The sequence below is a fragment of the Vibrio sp. 10N.222.52.B7 genome, from assembly GCF_041474275.1.
Taxonomy (GTDB): domain Bacteria; phylum Pseudomonadota; class Gammaproteobacteria; order Enterobacterales; family Vibrionaceae; genus Vibrio; species Vibrio crassostreae_C.
Genome location: NZ_JBFRTU010000240.1, coordinates 1 through 217, shown reverse-complemented (window position 1 = coordinate 217; position 217 = coordinate 1). Strand labels below are relative to the sequence as shown.

General features: G+C 41.0%; 1 protein-coding gene. It reads right to left on the bottom strand.

The window, feature by feature from the left end; translation table 11 throughout:
* Positions 1 to 217 (bottom strand): glycogen/starch synthase (locus AB4512_RS22620; protein ID WP_372175777.1); only part of this gene is annotated, 217 nt, incomplete at both ends.

The following is a 217-nucleotide window of genomic DNA, read 5'->3' as shown; positions in this document are numbered from 1 at the left end:
CTGCACTAAAGAACGAGAAGCGCTCTCCGTTATCAGCATAAGCTTGATTGTTTTCTGCGTACATTTCCGGGCGGTCGAAATACTTGGCACATTCAATACCAAAAACTGGAACGCCTTCTACGCTCAGTTTTTTAACTTGATAAGCCGTATGAGGCCAATGATCGAGTTCAGTCGATAAAATAACTTCTGCTGAATCAATGTTTGGAATGTTTCTATA